This window comes from Rathayibacter sp. PhB152, assembly GCF_003751395.1.
Classification (GTDB): domain Bacteria; phylum Actinomycetota; class Actinomycetes; order Actinomycetales; family Microbacteriaceae; genus Rathayibacter; species Rathayibacter festucae.
The window spans coordinates 338,645-355,362 of record NZ_RJUT01000001.1 but is presented as its reverse complement, the minus strand read 5'-3'; the positions used below and the strand labels follow the sequence as shown (position 1 = coordinate 355,362).

The window sequence follows — 16,718 nt, the reverse complement described above, 5'->3', positions numbered from 1 at the left end:
GAAGGCCCCGACTCCGCCCCCTCGGTCACGACCAGCCCAGGATCCGCGCCATGTTGCCGCCCTCGACCAGCGCGCGGTCGGCCTCGTCCGGGATGGCCTTGGCGATCTTCATCCGCTCGAGGTCGAAGTCGCTGCCCGGCCACTCCGAGCCGAGCAGGATCTTCTCGGCGCCGAGCCGGGCGTAGGCGCGCTTGACGTCGGACATCAGCGTCGCCGAGGTCTCGAGGTAGATGTGCGGGTTGCGCTCGGCGACGATGATCGCCTCGGGCACGTTCCAGACCGCGCCCATGTGGGCGATGATCGTCGGCACCCCGGGGAAGCCCTTGGCGATCTCCTCGATGGCGAACGGCGCGCAGAACGCGTCGTCGAGGGCGTTGATCAGCACGGGCAGGCCGAGCTCGTCGCAGACCGCGAACAGCGGGTCGAGCAGCCCGTGGTCGGCGACGTGGTAGCCGTGCAGGCTGGGGTGCAGCTTGAGTCCGACCAGGCCGGCGTCGGCGAAGCGGCGGATCTCGTCGGTCGCGTTCTCCCACTGCGGCATGACCTGGCCGAAGCCGAACAGCCGGTCGGGGTGCGCCTTCACGAGGTCGATCAGGAAGTCGTTCTCGATGCCCTGCGCGAGGGAGCAGACCATCGCGCGGTCGACGCCGGCGGCGTCCATCCGGTCGAGGATGCGCTTCGGGTCGAACGGGGTGTAGGCCGGGGGCTGCTCGCCGGGGCGGACCCCGCTGAGATAGTCGCTGCGGCCTCGGCGGTCCTGCGTGGTGTTGTACGCGTCGATGATCATGCGGCGTCTCCTTCTTCCGGTGCGGTGCGGGGTGCGGGGTGCGGGGGCGGGGCGGAATGCTCAGCCGACCGCGGCCATCGCGCCCATGGCGACGAGCGCGGCAAGGGAGGCGAGCCTGCGGGTGGTGTCGAGGCGACCGGGGCGGCCGGCGAGGGCCACGCGGAGCGTGCACGCCGCGTAGACGGCGACGGCGGCGCCGAGCGGCAGGGCGAGTCCGCCGCCGTGCGCGTGCCCGGCGCCCGCGAGAGCACCCGCGGTCGGCGCGGCGTCGGCGAGGAGCACGAGGACGGCGGCGAGCAGCATCCCGACGGCGTGCAGCGCGTCGGCACCGTGCCGCCGGACTCCGCGGCCGCGGCGCACCCGGTCGACGAGGGCGGCGACGAGCGCGCAGCCCGCGAGCAGCGCGGACCAGAGCGGCGCGGGCAGGAGGTGCAGGGCGGGCAGGTGCCCGTCGAGCATCGCGGCGAGCATGGCCGCCTCGGCGACGAGCCAGCCGCGGCCGACGCCACGCCAGCCGGCCAGGCCGAGCGCGAGGGAGGCGGCGGCGCCCGCGAGCATCACGACCAGCAGCACATCCACGCCGGCCTCCTGACCTCGATCGGTCGCCACGGCGGGCAACATTGGATCCAATCTAGGGCTGCGCGGATCCACGGGTCAAGCCAGACGCAGGAGCGGGCTCGCAGTTCGACGACATCGACCCTCGCGTGGGATCCAATGCCTGTCATGATTGGATCCCGGCCGACCTGGCCGCTGATCGGAGGGGATCATCGCGTGACGACCCAGGGCGACAATGCACTCGTGGACGATCTGGCCGCCCGGATCCGGGCGAAGATCATGTCCGGCGAAATCCCGATCGGCGCCCCGCTGCGCCAGGCCGAGCTCGCGACGCAGTTCGGCATCAGCCGCACCCCGGTCCGCGAGGCGCTGCGCCAGCTGCAGACCGGCGGGCTGATCGAGGTCGTCCCCAACCGCGGCGCCGTCGTCCGCGTGCCGGTGCCGTGGGAGGTGCGCGAGGCCTACGAGGTGCGCGCCGAGCTCGAGTCGCTCGCCGCCCGCCGTGCGGTCGACCGCCTGGACGATGCGACGATCGCCGAGCTCCGCGAGGTGAACACGGCCATGTACGAGCGCTCGCTCGCCGTCGCCGCCGGCACCGCGGCCGAGCGCGACGGCAGCGCCAACGACCAGTTCCACGGGCTGATCTACCAGGCCTCGGGCAACACCCGCCTCAGCCGGATGCTGATCGAGATCAACGACGCCTTCCCCCGGAACGTCTCGGGCCTGGTCCTCCGCGAGAACTCGCGCCACCGCGAGGAGAACTTCCGCGAGCACGAGCAGATCGTCGAGGCCTTCGTCGCCGGCGACCGCGAGCGCGCCGCCGCGATCATGCGCGAGCACGTCCTCCGCGCGGGCGAGCACCTCGCGCACTGGTACGAGCGCCGCTCCTCGACGGTGTTCACGGGCTGAGGCGCGTCGGCCCGCGCACAACGTCAGCCAGGAGTCGCCGTCATCGCCCATCGGCGATGAACACGGCTCTCAGCTGATGTTGTGCGGCGGAGTCAGCTCCGCGGCACCGTCGAGGCGCGGATCAGCAGCTCCGTCGGCAGCAGCGTCGCCCGCGGGACGTCGTCGCCGGCCAGCAGCCGCACCAGGACCTCGGCCATCGCGTCGCCGAGGCCGGCGGCCGGCTGGCGCACGGTCGTGATCGGCGGCTCGGCCGCCTCCGAGGAGTAGTCGCCGTCGAACCCGGCGAGCGCCACGTCGCCCGGCACGCTCAGGCCGCGCTCGCGCAGGACCGCCAGGGCACCGGAGGCCATCTGGTCGTTGGAGGCGAAGACCGCGTCGATCGGGCGGCCGGAGTCGAGCAGCCGCCGCATCGCCTCGGCGCCGTCCCGCGGCGAGTAGTCGCCGATCTCGACGAGCGAGGCGTCCAGGCCCGCCGCCTCGACGGTCGCCCGCCAGCCCGCCAGGCGGTCGATCGCACCGGGCATGTCCTGGCGGCTCGCGATCATCGCCGGGGCGCGCCGCCCGAGGCCCAGCAGGTGCTCGGTGACCTGCCGCGCCGCTCCGACGTTGTCGACGTCGACGAAGTGGCTGTCGTGGTCGTCGAGGCTGAGCGGTCGGCCGCCGAAGACGAGGGGCACGCTCGCGCCGATCCGGGCGTAGGAGTGGTCGCCGCTGTGGTGCGACACGACGAGCGCGCCGTCGACGTTGCCGCCGAGCAGGTAGCGGCGGGTCTTGTCGGGCGTCGCCTCGGAGGCGATCACGATGTTGAGCATGTAGTCGGTCGCGGCGAGGCGGGTGGCCGCGCCCTGGACGACGGCGGCGAGGAACGGATCGCCGAACACCTTGCCTATCGACTCGGGCACGAGCAGGGCGAGGACCTGGGTCCGCCGGCTGGCGAGCGAGCGGGCCGCGCGGTTGGGCACGTAGCCGAGCTTCTCGATCGCGAGGCGGACGGCGGCCTGCGCCTCGGCCTTCACCTTCGGCGAGTCGTTGACGACCCGGCTGACCGTCGCCCGGGACACTCCGGCGAGCGCGGCGACGGCCTCGAGCGTCGGTGCGGCCGGTGCGGTGTCGTGACTCATGCGTGCCTCTCGAGCGGTGGACCCCCGGGCCCGAGAGTAACCGAGCGGGCGGGTGGCGTTCGAGACGCCCCTGCGGGGGCGCTCGCTCACCGGCCATGCCGGCCGGGCGGCGTCAGGAGACGAGTCTGCAGGTCCGCCCTGCTGAGGACGGTGGGTCTCGATACGCCCCTCCGGGGCTACTCGACCAGCATGGAAGGCTGTGCCCGCCACCTCCGGCACGCGGAAACAGCTCCGGCACGCGGGAACCGGCCGAATCGACGAGCCAGAAATGGAACCGCGAGCCGAACCTCCGTCCCAGCCACCTCCGGCACGCAGAAACAGGTTCGGCACGCGGGAACCGGCTGGTTCCGCGTGCCGGACCCGTTCTCGCGAGCCGGAGGTCCAGCCGGGCTTCGGCTGCCCCCTGGGTCAGCCCTTGACCGCGCCGCCCATGATGCCGGCGATCAGCTGCTTGCCGGCCAGCACGAACAGCACGAGCAGCGGGATGATCGAGAGCACGGCGCCGGCCAGCACGATCGAGTAGTCGACGTAGTAGCCGGACTGCAGCTGCGACAGGGCGGTCTGCAGCGTCGGGTTGGTCGGGCTCAGCACGATCAGCGGCCAGAGGAAGTCGGTCCACGCCATCATGAACGTGAACAGCGCGAGGATCGCCATCGCGGGCCGCGCGGCCGGCACCGCGACGGTCAGGAAGGTCCGGAACTGGTTCGCTCCGTCGACCCGCGCCGCCTCGATCAGCTCGTCCGGGATCACGTCCACCAGGTACTGCCGCATGAAGAACACGCCGAACGCGGTGACCAGCGTCGGGACGATGACGGCGCCGAGGGTGCCGGTCCAGCCGAGCTGACGCATCAGGATGAACAGCGGGATGATGCCCAGCTGGGTCGGGATCGCCATCGTCGCGATCACGGTGATCATCAGGCCGTCCCGCCCGCGGAAGCGCAGCTTCGCGAAGGCGTAGCCGGCCAGGGTCGAGAACGAGACGACCGACAGCGTGATGATCCCCGAGACGACCACGCTGTTCAGCAGCGCCGTCCAGAACGGGATCGCCGTGAACACCTGCGCCGCATTCGCGAGGAAGTTGCCGCCCGGGATCAGCGGCAGCGTCTCGCCGCGGGTCGCGTTGCTCCCGCTGGCCACCACGAAGGACCACCAGAGCGGGTAGGTCGAGCCGAGGATGAAGGCGCTGAGCAGTCCGTAGGTGAGGAAGCCGGGGCGGTCGACGCGACCGGCGCCGGAGGAGCGCGGGCGCCGGGCACGACGCTCGGCCACGGCGGGCACGGCGGCGGGAACGGTGGGGATCGTGGCGGTCATCGGTCGCTCACCTTCTGCGCCGGTCGGCGCGTGCGCGTTCTCACGCGGTTCTCGACGGACGCGATCCGTCGCGAGATCGCGAAGTTCACCAGTCCGATCAGCACGATCAGCAGGAAGAGCAGCCAGGCGACCGCCGCCGCCTCGCCGAAGTTCTGGCGGAAGAACGCCATCTCCCAGAGGTAGAGGACGGTCGTCTGGAACTGGCGGTCCGAGCCGCCGATGCCGCCGGCGTTCGAGACGTCGAACAGGCGCGGCTCGGCGAAGATCTGCAGCCCGCCGATGGTGGCCGTGATGATCACGAAGATCAGGGTCGGCCGGATGCTCGGGATGGTGATCGAGGTGAAGCGGCGGAACGAGCCCGCTCCGTCGAGCGCGGCCGACTCGTGCAGGTCGCGCGGCACGGCCTGCATCGCGGCGAGGAGGATGAGCGCGTTGTAGCCGGTCCAGCGCCAGTTGACCATCGAGGCGATCGCGATGTGGCTGGCGAGGCGGTCGTTGGTCCAGTCGATCGGGGCGATGCCGACCAGGCCGAGCAGGTTGTTCGCCAGGCCCTCCTGGTCGCCGAAGATGCTCGAGAAGATCAGCGCCACGGCGACGGGCGAGACGACGTAGGGCAGCAGCACGCTCATCCGCCAGAAGGTGCGGGCGCGCAGCGACTGGTCGAGCACCGCCGCGAGCACCAGGGCGACGGCGAGCTGCGGGATCGTGGAGAGCAGGAAGATGCTCAGCGTGTTGCCGATCGAGTTCCAGAAGAAGCGGTCGCCGAGCACCGCGGCGAAGTTGCCGAGGCCGACGAAGTCGCCCTGGCCCTGCAGCAGCTGCCAGTCGTAGAGCGAGACCACCAGCGTGTAGACGAGCGGGAAGGCTCCCGTGATCGCGAACAGCAGGAAGAACGGCGAGATGTAGAGGTAGGGCGACGCCTTGACGTCGAAGCGGCTCATCCGCTGCTTGGCCGTCAGCGGCAGGCGGGGCGCGGGGCGGCGGCCGGGAGGCGGCGCGGCCGATGCGGTCGGCGGGGTCAGGGTGCTCGTCATGGGTCGCTCTCGTCGGTCGCTCTCGTGGGGGGACGCGTTCGTGAGACGCGTCGTGGGACGCGTCGTCGGACGCGTCATGGGAAGGGGAGGGAGGGCCCCCGCCCGGCCTGCTACCGGACGGGGGCCCTGTCGGAGGGGAGCGGGTCAGTCGACCAGCTCGTCGAGGAGCGAGAGCGCCTCGTCCCAGCCCTTGTCGCCGTCGAGCTCGCCGCGGTCGACCTTCTGCAGCACCGGGCCGAAGACGTTCTCCTGGATCAGCGAGTCGTCCGGACCCTTGTACTGGGCGACGACGCCCTGGGCGCGCTCGGCGAGGATCGCGCCGGTCGGCGAGCCGTTCAGCGCCGGGTCGGGCGCGGCGGCGGAGGCGAGCTGCTCCTGGGCGGAGACGGTGCTCGGGAACGGACCGGTCGCGTCGAACGCGGCGATCTGCTGCTCCGGCTCGCTCAGCCACGAGGCGAGCTCCGCGGCCTCGGCGGGGTGCTTCGACTGCGTCGGGACGGAGAGGAACGAGCCGCCCCAGTTGGCCGCGCCGCCGGGGAAGACGTCCGCGAAGTCCCAGCCGGTGGCCTCGGGATCGCCGCCGCCGGCCTCGACCTGCGCCTTCACCTGGCCGAGCATCCAGCCCGGGCAGACGAACGTCGCGAAGGTGCCGTCGTTGAACGACTTGCCCTTGTTCCAGTCCCAGGCCTTCTGCGCGGCCGAGAGTCCGGAGGCGGCGCCGTCGGTGATCCAGCCCCAGCGCTCCTGCAGCTCGGCGTTGTCGTCGATGTTCAGCTCGCCGTCGGCGGTGTAGTAGCCCTCGGGGAGCTGGTTGACCATCGCGTTCCAGACGAAGCCGGACTGGTCGTACCAGGCCTTGCCGGTCGCGTCGTGGTACTGCTTCCCGGCCGCGAAGTAGTCCTCCCAGGTCGCGTCCGCGCCGCCGAGCAGCTCCGCGACGGCGGCGCGATCGGTGGGCAGGCCCGCGGCCTCGAAGGCGGCGGTGCTGTAGCAGAGGCCCTCGGGGCCGATGTCGGTGCCGTAGCCGATGACGCGGCCGTCGGGGTCGACGGCCTGCTCGTACTTCCAGTCGACCCAGTCGGCCTTGCGGTCCTCGATGCCGTGGTCGCGCAGGTCGACGAACTGGTCGGAGACCTCCATGATCGAGCCGAGCCAGCCCTCCTCGATGGCGACGACGTCGGCGAGGCCGGAGCCCGCGGCGAGCTTGGTGAACGCGTCGGTCCGGGCGTTGCCGCCGGTGTCGATGTTGTTCGGGACGATCGTGACGCCCGGGTGGGCGGCCTCGTACTCGGCGTAGAGGTCGTCGAACCCCATGGCGCCGAACGTGGTCACGGTCAGTTCGATGTCGCCGTCCTCGGCCGCGCCGGATCCGGACGAGCAGCCGGAGACGAGCAGGGCCAGGGTGGCGGCGCCGGCAATCGCCGTGGCGATCCTGGCGCGTCGTGATTCGAGCACGGTCACTCCTTCGTGATGGGTGTCAGGGCACCCCTGGGGGCGCTCCCACGGTGCTGTGCTGCCGTGCGTGAGAGCGCTCTCACGAGGTGTGAGGCGAGCATACGGAGCGGGTCGCGGGGAGGTCAAGACTTTTGTGAGAGCGCTCTCTTTTGCGGTCGCGGCGTGTCCTGGAGGAGGTTCGGCTCGCGGAATCGGCCTCGGCACGCAGAGTCGGGCCGGGCTCGCGAGCCGGAGGTGCTTCCGCGAGCCGGAGGCCGCACCAGGCGAACTCCGGCACGCGGAACCACCCTCGGCTCGTGGAAACGAGGCGGAATCGCGAGCCGGAGCTGCTCCCGCGAGCCGGACATGACGCCTGGAGACGCCCGGCACGCGGAACGGCCTCGGGCACGCGGAAACCGGACGAAACGACGTGCCGGAGCGGATTCCGCGAGCCGGAGACGTGCGAGCTCGAGATCCGCCGGGACCTCGGGCGACTCCGCACGGATCCGGCACGCGGAACGACCCTCGGCACGCGGAGATCCGGCAGAACCGCGAGCCGGACGTGATCTCGCGAGCCGGAGGTAGCCCCGGACTACTCGGGCACGCGGAATCACCCTCGGCACGCGGAAACCCGCGGAAACGACGAGCCGGAGACTGTCGCGCGAGCCGGCGGTGACTCCGCCGCAACTCGGGCACGCGGAACCACCCTCGGCTCGTGGAAACCTGCCGAAACGACGAGCCGGAGACGATCGCGCGAGCCGGCGGTGACTCCGCCGCAACTCGGGCACGCGGAACCACCCTCGGCACGTGGAAACCTGCCAAAACGACGAGCCGGAGACGATCGCGCGAGCCGAAGGCGACTCCGCCGCAACTCGGGCACGCGGAACCACCCTCGGCACGCGGAAACCCGCGGAAACGACGAGCCGGAGACTGTCGCGCGAGCCGGCGGTGACTCCGCCGCAACTCGGGCACGCGGAATCACCCTCGGCACGCGGAAACCCGCGGAAACGACGAGCCGGAGACTGTCGCGCGAGCCGGCGGTGACTCCGCCGCAACTCGGGCACGCGGAATCACCCTCGGCACGCGGAAACCCGCGGAAACGACGAGCCGGAGACTGTCGCGCGAGCCGGCGGTGACTCCGCCGCAACTCGGGCACGCGGAATCACCCTCGGCTCGTGGAAACCTGCCGAAACGACGAGCCGGAGCTTATCGCGCGGGCCGAAGGCGACTCCGCAGCACCTCGGGCTCGTGGAACGCCCTTCGGCACGCGGAGACCGGATGAAATGACGAGTCGGTGACGATCGCGCGAGCCGGCGGTGGCCCGCGGCGACTCCGGCTCGCCTCATCACCTTCGGCACGAGACCGGACGAGACAGCGCGCCGGAGGTCGCCTCACGAGCCGGAGGCGGCCGCGTCGATCGCGGCGTCTCGGGTCCGCCTCTTGACGTGGCACTTGTTTTTCACAAGCATGAGCGCAGACGCCGCAGTCCGCGGCTCCGCCGAGAAGGAGAGACCGCCATGACCTCGATGTTCGTCAACCTGCCCGTCACCGACCTCGAGCGCGCGAAGGCGTTCTACGTCGCGCTCGGCTTCTCGATCAATCCGGCGTTCTCCGACCACAACGCGGCCTGCGTCGTGGTGGAGGAGGACCACAACTACTTCATGATCCTGGTGCGCGAGTACTTCCAGACCTTCAGCGATCTGCCGATCGGCGACCCGGCCGTGAACCCCTCCGTCTCGACCGCGATCTTCCTCGACACCCGCGAGGCCGTCGACGCCACCGTGACCGCGGGGCTCGCCGCGGGCGGATCCGAGTCACGGCCCGCCTCCGACTACGGCTTCATGTACCAGCGCCAGGTCGCCGACCCCGACGGCAACCTGCTCGAGTTCGGCTGGATGGACCCCGTCGCCGCGGCGCAGGGGCCGGAGGCGTTCACCGGCGAGCAGGCCTGAGGGCGATGGCCGCACGCGACTACGGGCAGTACTCGGCACTCACCCGCGCGGTCGAGCTGGTCGGCGAGCGCTGGGCGCTGCTGATCGTCCGGGATCTCCTGGTCGGGCCGCGCCGGTACAGCGAGCTCGCGCAGGGGCTCGCTCGCATCCCGAGCAACGTGCTGGCCGGCCGGCTCAAGGAGCTGCAGGCGGCCGGGATCATCCGGCGGGCGCCGCGCTCGCGCATCATCGTCTACGAGCTGACGCCCTACGGCCGCGAGCTCGAGCCGATCGTGCTCGCGCTCGGCGCCTGGGGGTTCAAGGCGCTGGGCGATCCGCGCGAGGAGCAGGTGATCACCCCGGACTCGATGACGGTGGATCTGCGCACCGCGTTCCGCCCGCAGGTCGCGGCCGAGCTGCCGGCGACGGTGTACGCGGCGCAGGTCGGACCGGCCGGGCTGCTGATCCGCGTCGACGGGGCGGTGCTGGACGTGTCGCGCGGCGAGGTGCCGGGCGGTGAGGCCCCGGTGGACCTGGCGTTCTCGACCGGCGCGGACATCCGGCTGCTGCTGTCGGGCGAGCTCGCGCCGGAGCGGGCCATCGCGACCGGCGCGGTCACGGTGCTCCGCGGGCGGGACGCGCTGCTCGGGCGCTTCGCGAGCACGTTCCACCTCGCGGCGTGACAGCGCCTTGCGGATCGAGCAGTCCGCGCAGCGGACCCCTGCATGCTGATCGAGCAGTCCGCGCAGCGGACCCCGTGCAGCGGACCCCACGCATGCTGATCGAGTAGTCCGCGCAGCGGACGTATCGAGATCCACCGCCGCTCGGAGGGTGGGTCTCGATACGCCCCTCCGAGGCTACTCGACCAGCATGCAGAGGCGCTCCGGGAGCTGCTCGACCAGCATGTCGGGGGCTGCTCGGCCAGCATGCGGGCGGAAGGGCTGGCCGCTGAGCGAGGGGCGGGTGGCCGCGCACGGCGCCTCCGGGGCCGCACGGCCGGGAGCCGACTGGGCGCGCGGCTCGCCCGGCGTCTGCGGGTGCTGGAGTGGCCGTTGCCCTCGCGCGCCGCGGGGCCGTCCACGACCCGCGGAGGAACCCCCATGCCGTCATCGAAGCCCGCCAGCCGCACCACGAGTGAGCAGCGGAAGGAGCACGCCGAGCAGTACTCCGCCGCGGCGCGCTACGCCTCCGAGGCGTTCGGCACCTTCCTGCTCGTCGCGGGCGGCGTCGGCACCGCGATCTTCGCCTCCGCCTTCCCGGACAGCGGCAATGCGCTCGGCGTCGGCTTCCTCGGCGTCGCGCTCGCCTTCGGGCTCACGCTGGTCGCCGGGATCTACGCCGTCGGCCACATCTCGGGCGGCCACTTCAACCCGGCCGTCTCGATCGGCTTCGCCCTCGCGGGGCGGACGGAGTGGCGGCACATCCCCGGCTACATCGTCGCCCAGCTGATCGGCGGCATCGCGGGCGCCGGAGTCGTCGCGCTGATCGCGGCCGACGGACCCGCCGGCTACTTCGACGCCGCCCGCGACGCGGGCTTCGCCTCGAACGGCTTCGGCGCGCACTCCCCCGGCGGCTTCGGCCTCGGCGCGGTGATCCTCGCCGAGGTCGTGCTGACGGCCGTCTTCGTCGGCGTGATCCTCTCCGTCACCGCGAAGAGCGAGTACAAGTCGGTCGCCCCGATCGCGATCGGCCTCACGCTGACCCTCGTCCACCTGATCAGCATCCCGATCAGCAACACGTCCGTGAACCCGGCCCGCTCGATCGCGGCCGCCGTCTTCGCCGGGCCCGACGCGCTCGGCCAGGTCTGGGTGTTCCTGCTGGCGCCGGTGCTCGGGGCCGCGATCGCCGGCCTGGCCTCGAAGACGCTGCACCGCACCCGCTGACGCGCGCCGCCCGGCCGGTCGCCACATCGACGACGCAGAAGTTGCGGTAGTCGAGCGCGACTACCGCAACTTCTGAGGAATGGGGGGCCGCCCGGTGGGCGGGGCGAGCAGCAGGACGGAGGCGGGCCCCGGGCTGGAGCGCTCCGGCCGTGCAGAACATCAGCCGAGGGGGCCGCTCGACCGCGATGGGCGATGAGCGCGCCTCTCAGCTGATGGTGTGTCGCACCGATCGCGCGGGATCTCGATACGCCCGCAAGCGGGCTGCTCGATCAGCATGCGGTGGGAGCGGTCGCGACACCTTTGCTGGTCGAGTAGCCCCGGAGGGGCGTATCGAGACCACACGCGCTCAGGACGGGGGATCTCGATACGCCCGCAAGCGGGCTACTCGATCAGCATGCTGCGGCGGGCGCGTCAGCCGAGGAGCATCGCGAAGCCCTGGGCGGGGAGGGTGACCGGGGTCGTACCCGTGGCGGGCGACTCGCTCACGAGGGTGCCGTCCTGCGCGTAGACGCGGAGGGTGCCGGTGCCGTCGACCGTGGTCGGCTGGGGCGACGCGGTCGAGTTGCGGACCAGCTCGGTGCGGCCGGTGTCGCCGACGAGGACGAGGCGCGAGACGACGGGGCGGACCAGCAGGGCGTCGAGCTTCGTCTCGCCGGAGAGGGCGCGGACCTCGACGGTGGTCGCGCTCGCGGGGAGCGTGCGGCGGAGCTTCTGCGGCAGCAGGATGCCGGACGCCTCGGTGATGCCCTGCGCGCCGACGGTGCTGGTGAGCACGTCGAGCGGGCGGCGGCCCGAGTTCCAGAGGCTGATCGGGGTCTTCTCGGTGCCGCGCTCGGCGGCGAAGATCACGGCCTCGACGAGACGGTCCTGGGTCGCGGAGCCGACGGGGATCGTCGCCGCGCGGCGCCAGTTCGTGAGCGACAGGTACGAGCCGGTCCAGCCGGACTCGCCGGTCCAGGCCGACTCCGGGGTGACGACCGTGCCGCCGCGGGCCGACTCGGCCTCGACGAGGCGGAGGCCGTCGCGGCTCGCCTGGGTGGTGACCGCCGTCGCGCGGGCGGCGACCGACGGGTGCGCGTCGAGCGCGAGCATCGACAGCAGGCCGTGGATGGTGCTCTCGGCGCCGCTGTTGCGGTTGACGCTGCCGTCGGCCTGGACGCCGTCGTAGGTGACTCCGGTCGCCGGGTCGTAGACGGGGGCGCCGCTGAGGTTGAGGCCGAAGAACCAGGCGCCCTGCACCCCGGCGAGGTCGAGGTAGGCGCTCGAACCGGTCGCGTCGGCGAGGGCGAGCGAGTTCTGCAGCCGGGAGTCCGCGCCGTAGGCGATCTGCACGCGGTCGGTCGGCGTCGGGTTCCAGCCGTTGTCCGGGCCGCCGGCGGTCAGCAGCTCGGGGGCGAAGCGCGCGGCGTCGACGACGGCCGGCTCGAGGAGCGACGCGTCGCCGAGCGCGACGGACGAGGCGGCCAGGCCGCCCGCCATCTGCGACGACCAGGAGTGCCAGAGCGAGCGCGACTTCGTCCAGGGCAGGATCGCGCCGTACGGCCAGGCGGTGGTGTCGCCTTGAGTCGTGGTGCGGGCGTAGGTGGCGACGCCCTCGGCGAGCTTCGCGGTGCTGGCGCGCACGGCGGCGTCCTCCGGCGCGGCCTCGACGTAGGCGGAGAGGCCGAGCAGGGCCTCCGCGGTGGCGTCGGCGCCGTCGACGATCAGCCAGGCGGGCACGTCGACGCCGTCGGCGACTGCGTACTCGCCGTACCGGGTGAGCACCTCGCGGTCGACGGCGGAGACGCCGAGGCGCAGGCGCTCCTGCAGGAAGGCGGCGAAGTCGGGGTCCTCGTCCTGGAACGCGGCGTAGCCCTCGCCGAGCGCCCAGAGGGTGCGGGCGAGCCAGTAGCTGTCCTCGGAGTCGCTCGGGTCGGGCAGCTCCACGGGCTCGGCGCTGGGGTTCAGGTCGCCGTCGGGCTGCATCCAGAGCACGACGTTGCCGGCGTCGTCGCCGTCGGTGGTCTGGAAGTAGGCGAGCGAGCGGAGGGTCTCGTAGGCCTTGTCGCGGCTCGCCGTCGAGCCGGTCTGCTGCCAGTGCCGGAGGTAGACGACGGCGGCGCGGGAGACGTCGTCGGTGTTGTAGGCGCCCTGCGCCCAGTCGCCGGTCGCCGGGTCGAGGGGGCCGCCGCCGACGCGCTCGAAGGTGCCGCCGTCGCGGGCGTCGGCGTAGGTCCACGGGAGCACGAGGTCGGGCTCCTCGGCGAGGCGGTAGGTGCTGTGGCCGGCCTGGGGCTGCGGAGTGGCGGTGTCGAGCAGGAAGTCGAGGTGCGCGGTGTTGGTCAGCGTCTCGGCGGCCTGGGCGGGGGCCGCGCCGACGGCGAGGCCTCCGGCGGCGAGGGCGGTCGCGGCCAGGACGGCGGCGGCGCGGGGTCTGAAGTTCGTCATTGAACTCTCTCCTTGTGGGGGGGTGGCTGGGGGTGGGGGATCTCGATACGCCCGCTGCGCGGGCTACTCGATCAGCATGAAACGGAGGGCGCGCGTGGCGCGGGCTCGGAGGGGCATCGCCCGCGGGAATCGGAGGGGCGACCCATGCTGGTCGAGTAGCCTCGGAGGGGTGTATCGAGACCCGGCGCCTGCAGAACGGCGGATCTCGATACGCCCGCGGAGCGGGCTACTCGATCAGCATGAAACGGCGCCCGCGTCGCGCGCTCGGCAGGAGGGCGCCCGCTCTGCGGGCTCGGACGGCGCCCGCTCCGCGGCCTCGGAGGGGCGCCCGCCGCGCGGGCTCCGCCGCGCCTACGCGTCCGTGCGGAGCAGGCGGGCCGCGCCGATCTTGGAGTCGGCCATGCCGTAGAAGACGAAGTGGCGGCCGTCGATCTCCTCGATGGCGGTGGGGAAGACGACGTTGGGGACGATGCCGCTGCGCTCCTCCTCGGTCTCGGCCTCGAGCAGCGGCTCGGAGGTGCGGGCGATCACCTTCGAGGGGTCGTCGGCGTCGAGGAGGATCGCGCCGGCCGCGTAGTTGACGTGCTGCTGCTGCGAGAAGGCGCTGTCGATGGTGCCGGTGACGCCGTGGTGCAGCAGGAGCCAGCCCTCGGGCACCCGCAGCGGCACGGGGCCGCCGCCGATCTTCAGCTCCTCGTAGGCGAACTCGGGGCCCGCGACGAAGCGGTGCCGGGTCCAGCGGGTCAGGTTCGCCAGGTCGCGGTCCACCTCGGCGACCGGCACGTAGCTGATCCAGATGCTCTGCCGCGGGTCGTCGACGCCGGCGGGCAGCCGCACGCCCTCCCCCGGGCGGGTCTCGCCGAGGTCCCACATCGGCCGGTGCAGCACCGCGAACGAGCGCGTGCCGTCCGGCGCCGCCACGATCTCCGGGAAGAACACCGTGTCCTTGTTGTGGAAGAGCCCGAGGTCGATGTCGAGGTCGTCGTCGTAGGCGAAGGTCACCGGGCCCAGGCGCCGCCACTCGCGCAGGTCCTCCGAGACGGCGAGCGCCGTCCGCGGCCCGAGCGGCCCGTAGGCGACGTAGGTCATCACGTGCAGGCCGAGCGCCTCGATGAAGGTGACCCGCGGATCCTCGACGCCGGAGTGCGTCGCCCCGCGTTCGAAGCCGCGGTCGGGCGCCAGCACGACGCCCTGGCGCTCGACGCCGACGGGCACGCCGCCCTCGACGAGCACGCGGGCCAGGCCGATCCGCGAGACGTTGCCGGCGGCGACCATCCGGGGCAGGAGGTAGAGCTCGCCGTCGGGTCCGCGTCCGCTGCCGGGGTTGAGCACCCCCTCGGCCTCGAGCGGATCGCCGGCGAGCGGCTCCATCACGACGCCGACGCGCTCGAGGCGGTAGGGCACGGCGGTGCGGGTGCTGGCGGTGGTGCCGGGGGTGGGAGTCATGGTCATCCTTTCACTCCGGATCCGAGATCCGTCGAGACGAAGTAGCGCTGGAACACGATGAAGAGCACGACGACGGGGGCCGCCAGCACGACGGCGCCCGCGAGGATCGCGCCGAACGGGTTGTCGGTCGACGACGCGACGTTGGAGATGTAGTTGGCGAGGGACACGGCGAGCGGCTGCAGCGACGCGTCCTTCGTGATCAGGAACGGCCAGAGGAACTCGTTCCACGGGCCGATGAAGGTGAGCAGCACGGCCGTGACGAGCGCGGGGCGCACGAGCGGCAGCGCGATGTTCCAGAGCAGCTTGATCTCGCCCGCCCCGTCGATCCGCGCGGCCTCGAACAGCTCCTTGGGCAGCTGCAGGAAGTACTGCCGGAAGATGATCACCGCCGTCGAGTTGATGGCGAACGGCAGGATCATGCCCAGGTGGCTGTCCGCGAGGCCGTAGTCGCGGGCGATCAGCACGTAGAGCGGGATCTGCAGCAGCTGGAACGGGATGACCTGCACCAGCAGCGCGAGCGCGAACACGGCCTTCCGGCCGCGCCACTCGAGCATCGCGAGCGCGTAGCCCGCCAGCACCCCGAAGACGATCGTGCAGAGCAGCACGCCGCCGGTGAAGATCCCCGAGTTGATCAGGCCGGTGAGCAGGTTGATCCGCTCGTTCACGTTCACGTAGTTGTCGAGGGTGAGGTTGCCCGCCTCCGGGATCGCCCCGGCCAGGGTGGGGTCGGGGTCGGTCTGCAGCGAGCCGATCACCATGTAGTAGAAGGGGAACAGGAAGACGATCGCGCCGAGCGCGAGCACCACGCCGCGGAGGATCACGGCCGATCGGCTCGAGGCCGGGCGCTTCCGCCGGGTCGGCGGGGCGGCGGCGGCGGGGACCGCGGAGGTCGCGCCTCCGGCACTGGCGAGCGTGCTCATGAGTTCCTCTCCCCGGCGAAGCGGTTCTGCAGGTAGGCGATGACGAGCACGAGCAGCACCAGCACGACGCCGATGGCCGAGGCCACGTCGGGCTGCCCCTGCTGGATGCCGAGCTGGTACATCAGCAGCACGGGCGAGGCGGAGGCGCCGTTGGGCCCGCCGCCGCCGGTGAGCAGGTAGGGCTCGGTGAAGAGGTTCGCGCCGGTCACGGTGGAGACGAGCAGCACCAGCAGCGTCGCCGGCCGCACGCTCGGCACGGTCACCGACCAGAACTGCCGGATCCGGCCCGCACCGTCGGTCGACGCGGACTCGTAGAGCTCCTTCGGCACGTTCTGCAGCGCCGCGAGGTACAGCAGGATGTAGAAGCCGAGCTGCTTCCAGGTGACGTAGAGCGCGATGATCGGCATCGCCAGCTTGTCGTTGATCAGCCAGGACGGGTCCGGCGCGAGCGGCCCGAGCAGGCTGTTCACGAGTCCGTTCCCGTTGAAGAGGAACAGCCAGACGCCGACGACCGCGACGCTCGCGGTGACGTAGGGCACGTAGAAGCTGACCCGGAGGAACGTGCGCAGGTGCACGACCTTGTCCAGCGCCGAGGCGAGCAGCAGCGAGAGCACCACCGTCAGCGGCACGTTGATCACCAGGAAGATCCCGATGTTGCCGAAGGAGCGGATGACCTGCGGGCTCGAGAACGCGGTGACGAAGTTGTCGAAGCCGACGAACGGGCGCTCGACCTGCACGCCGGGAGCCGCGAAGAAGAAGTCGTGGAAGGCGATGTAGACGGAGTAGCCGACCGGGAACGCGAAGACCGCGAGCACGAACAGCAGGTACGGGCTGCCGAGCAGCAGCCCGAACGGCTGCGGACCGAGGACGCGGCGGAGCAGGCTCCGCTTGTCCTGGGGCCGCGGGGCTCCGGCGCCCTGCGACGCCGGAGCCTTCGGGGCGAGAGTCGTCATCTCACTG

14 protein-coding genes are annotated in these 16,718 nt (G+C 72.0%); 4 read left to right on the top strand and 10 right to left on the bottom strand.

What is annotated here, in order from left to right; all coding sequences use genetic code 11:
* Window positions 1-25 precede the first annotated feature (25 nt).
* Window positions 26-787, bottom strand: a complete 762-nt coding sequence (locus EDF36_RS01535) for an amidohydrolase family protein (protein WP_123731620.1) — start codon at window positions 785-787, stop codon at window positions 26-28.
* A 60-nt stretch (window positions 788-847) separates the two neighbouring features.
* On the bottom strand, window positions 848-1,396 hold the full coding sequence (locus tag EDF36_RS01530; protein WP_148059942.1) for a hypothetical protein: 549 nt from the start codon (window positions 1,394-1,396) through the stop codon (window positions 848-850).
* 162 nt (window positions 1,397-1,558) lie between these two features.
* On the opposite strand from EDF36_RS01530, the gene EDF36_RS01525 reads away from it, so the two are divergent.
* Window positions 1,559-2,251, top strand: coding sequence for a GntR family transcriptional regulator (locus tag EDF36_RS01525; RefSeq protein WP_221181584.1), 693 nt, complete (start codon window positions 1,559-1,561; stop codon window positions 2,249-2,251).
* 92 nt (window positions 2,252-2,343) lie between these two features.
* Here the strand turns inward: EDF36_RS01525 and EDF36_RS01520 are convergent, their stop codons facing one another.
* The 4 genes from EDF36_RS01520 to EDF36_RS01505 form a co-directional block, all read right to left on the bottom strand.
* The gene (locus EDF36_RS01520; RefSeq protein WP_123705885.1) at window positions 2,344-3,372 is read right to left on the bottom strand and encodes a LacI family DNA-binding transcriptional regulator; all 1,029 of its coding nucleotides are present in this window, start codon (window positions 3,370-3,372) and stop codon (window positions 2,344-2,346) included.
* 408 nt (window positions 3,373-3,780) lie between these two features.
* Entirely contained in the window at window positions 3,781-4,683 is a 903-nt protein-coding gene (locus tag EDF36_RS01515) for a carbohydrate ABC transporter permease (protein ID WP_123731617.1), read from the bottom strand.
* Entirely contained in the window at window positions 4,680-5,717 is a 1,038-nt protein-coding gene (locus tag EDF36_RS01510) for a carbohydrate ABC transporter permease (protein WP_123731616.1), read from the bottom strand. Before EDF36_RS01510 ends, EDF36_RS01515 begins: the two co-directional genes overlap by 4 nt.
* Before the next feature lie 144 nt (window positions 5,718-5,861).
* Window positions 5,862-7,172 (bottom strand): ABC transporter substrate-binding protein, encoded by a 1,311-nt coding sequence (locus EDF36_RS01505; RefSeq protein WP_123731917.1) that lies wholly within the window; start codon window positions 7,170-7,172, stop codon window positions 5,862-5,864.
* A 1,496-nt stretch (window positions 7,173-8,668) separates the two neighbouring features.
* Here EDF36_RS01505 and EDF36_RS01500 point away from each other — a divergent pair.
* The 3 genes from EDF36_RS01500 (at window position 8,669) to aqpZ (ending at window position 10,965) form a co-directional block, all read left to right on the top strand.
* On the top strand, window positions 8,669-9,103 hold the full coding sequence (locus EDF36_RS01500; RefSeq protein ID WP_123731615.1) for a VOC family protein: 435 nt from the start codon (window positions 8,669-8,671) through the stop codon (window positions 9,101-9,103).
* Between the two features lie 5 nt (window positions 9,104-9,108).
* The gene (locus EDF36_RS01495) at window positions 9,109-9,765 is read left to right on the top strand and encodes a helix-turn-helix domain-containing protein (protein WP_123731614.1); all 657 of its coding nucleotides are present in this window, start codon (window positions 9,109-9,111) and stop codon (window positions 9,763-9,765) included.
* Between the two features lie 417 nt (window positions 9,766-10,182).
* Complete coding sequence (gene aqpZ, locus EDF36_RS01490; protein WP_123731613.1) at window positions 10,183-10,965, top strand: aquaporin Z; 783 nt, start codon at window positions 10,183-10,185, stop codon at window positions 10,963-10,965.
* Between the two features lie 411 nt (window positions 10,966-11,376).
* Here the strand turns inward: aqpZ and EDF36_RS01485 are convergent, their stop codons facing one another.
* The 4 genes from EDF36_RS01485 to EDF36_RS01470 all read right to left on the bottom strand — a co-directional run bounded on the left by EDF36_RS01485 (window position 11,377) and on the right by EDF36_RS01470 (window position 16,711).
* A complete protein-coding gene (locus EDF36_RS01485; RefSeq protein WP_123731612.1) occupies window positions 11,377-13,392 on the bottom strand; it encodes a hypothetical protein in 2,016 nt (671 codons plus the stop codon).
* Window positions 13,393-13,743: 351 nt separating this feature from the next.
* The gene (locus EDF36_RS01480; RefSeq protein ID WP_123731611.1) at window positions 13,744-14,838 is read right to left on the bottom strand and encodes a glycosidase; all 1,095 of its coding nucleotides are present in this window, start codon (window positions 14,836-14,838) and stop codon (window positions 13,744-13,746) included.
* Window positions 14,839-14,840: 2 nt separating this feature from the next.
* Window positions 14,841-15,758, bottom strand: a complete 918-nt coding sequence (locus tag EDF36_RS01475; RefSeq protein WP_123731610.1) for a carbohydrate ABC transporter permease — start codon at window positions 15,756-15,758, stop codon at window positions 14,841-14,843.
* On the bottom strand, window positions 15,755-16,711 hold the full coding sequence (locus EDF36_RS01470) for a carbohydrate ABC transporter permease (RefSeq protein WP_123447429.1): 957 nt from the start codon (window positions 16,709-16,711) through the stop codon (window positions 15,755-15,757). Before EDF36_RS01470 ends, EDF36_RS01475 begins: the two co-directional genes overlap by 4 nt.
* Window positions 16,712-16,718 lie beyond the last annotated feature (7 nt).

Bases quoted from the DNA above. Each gene is read 5' to 3' on its own strand.
- EDF36_RS01510 (WP_123731616.1), bottom strand. From the start codon at position 5,717: ATGACGAGCACCCTGACCCCGCCGACCGCATCGGCCGCGCCGCCTCCC.
- EDF36_RS01535 (WP_123731620.1), bottom strand. From the start codon at position 787: ATGATCATCGACGCGTACAACACCACGCAGGACCGCCGAGGCCGCAGC.
- EDF36_RS01485 (WP_123731612.1), bottom strand. From the start codon at position 13,392: ATGACGAACTTCAGACCCCGCGCCGCCGCCGTCCTGGCCGCGACCGCC.
- EDF36_RS01520 (WP_123705885.1), bottom strand. From the start codon at position 3,372: ATGAGTCACGACACCGCACCGGCCGCACCGACGCTCGAGGCCGTCGCC.
- EDF36_RS01470 (WP_123447429.1), bottom strand. From the start codon at position 16,711: ATGACGACTCTCGCCCCGAAGGCTCCGGCGTCGCAGGGCGCCGGAGCC.
- aqpZ (WP_123731613.1), top strand. From the start codon at position 10,183: ATGCCGTCATCGAAGCCCGCCAGCCGCACCACGAGTGAGCAGCGGAAG.
- EDF36_RS01515 (WP_123731617.1), bottom strand. From the start codon at position 4,683: ATGACCGCCACGATCCCCACCGTTCCCGCCGCCGTGCCCGCCGTGGCC.
- EDF36_RS01480 (WP_123731611.1), bottom strand. From the start codon at position 14,838: ATGACTCCCACCCCCGGCACCACCGCCAGCACCCGCACCGCCGTGCCC.
- EDF36_RS01475 (WP_123731610.1), bottom strand. From the start codon at position 15,758: ATGAGCACGCTCGCCAGTGCCGGAGGCGCGACCTCCGCGGTCCCCGCC.
- EDF36_RS01500 (WP_123731615.1), top strand. From the start codon at position 8,669: ATGACCTCGATGTTCGTCAACCTGCCCGTCACCGACCTCGAGCGCGCG.
- EDF36_RS01495 (WP_123731614.1), top strand. From the start codon at position 9,109: ATGGCCGCACGCGACTACGGGCAGTACTCGGCACTCACCCGCGCGGTC.